We start from the raw sequence: 523 nt of genomic DNA, 5'->3' as shown, positions 1-523 counted from the left end.
TCCCCCGACGTGCCCGTGGTGCTGCGCACCTGGTGCGGCGATCCCGCCCAACAGGACTTCGCGGCCGAGGAGTTGGCCGCCGGGCACCTGCTGCGCCTCGTCRCCGGCGACGAGACCACCGAGTACGAACTGCTCGCGGAGTCGGTCGACGCCCTGCGGATGCAGCGGACCCTGCCCTTCCGCTCCGCCCCGGCCGCCTGATCCCGCGCGGACCCCGCACGGGGGCCGTCGACGGTACGTACGCGCGACAAGCGCACATGTCGACGAATCGCTAGAATTCAGGCATGGCTGAGCGGTCCGCGGCGCCCGAACTCGTCCTCGAAACGGGGACGGGCACCACGGTGATGATCCCCGACCGCCCCTACCTCGTCGGCCGGGACCCGCTCTGCGACGTCGTCATCGAGGACGCCCGGGTCTCCTGGCACCACGCGGTCCTGCGGCCGGGCCCCGACCACTGGACGCTGGAGGACGACAGCACGAACGGCACGTACGCCGACGGCCGCCGCGTGCGCGTGTGGGAGGT

1 protein-coding gene and 1 pseudogene are annotated in these 523 nt (G+C 72.6%); both read left to right on the top strand.

What is annotated here, in order from left to right:
* A pseudogene (locus FGF04_RS39825) lies at nucleotides 1-201 on the top strand (hypothetical protein); the annotation flags it as partial.
* Nucleotides 202-284: 83 nt separating this feature from the next.
* Nucleotides 285-523 (top strand): FHA domain-containing protein (locus FGF04_RS39820; RefSeq protein WP_149516238.1); only part of this gene is annotated, 239 nt, incomplete at its 3' end.

The organism is Streptomyces apricus (genome assembly GCF_008369065.1).
GTDB classification, from domain to species: Bacteria; Actinomycetota; Actinomycetes; order Streptomycetales; family Streptomycetaceae; genus Streptomyces; species Streptomyces apricus.
This window is presented reverse-complemented; position numbering and strand designations above follow the sequence as displayed.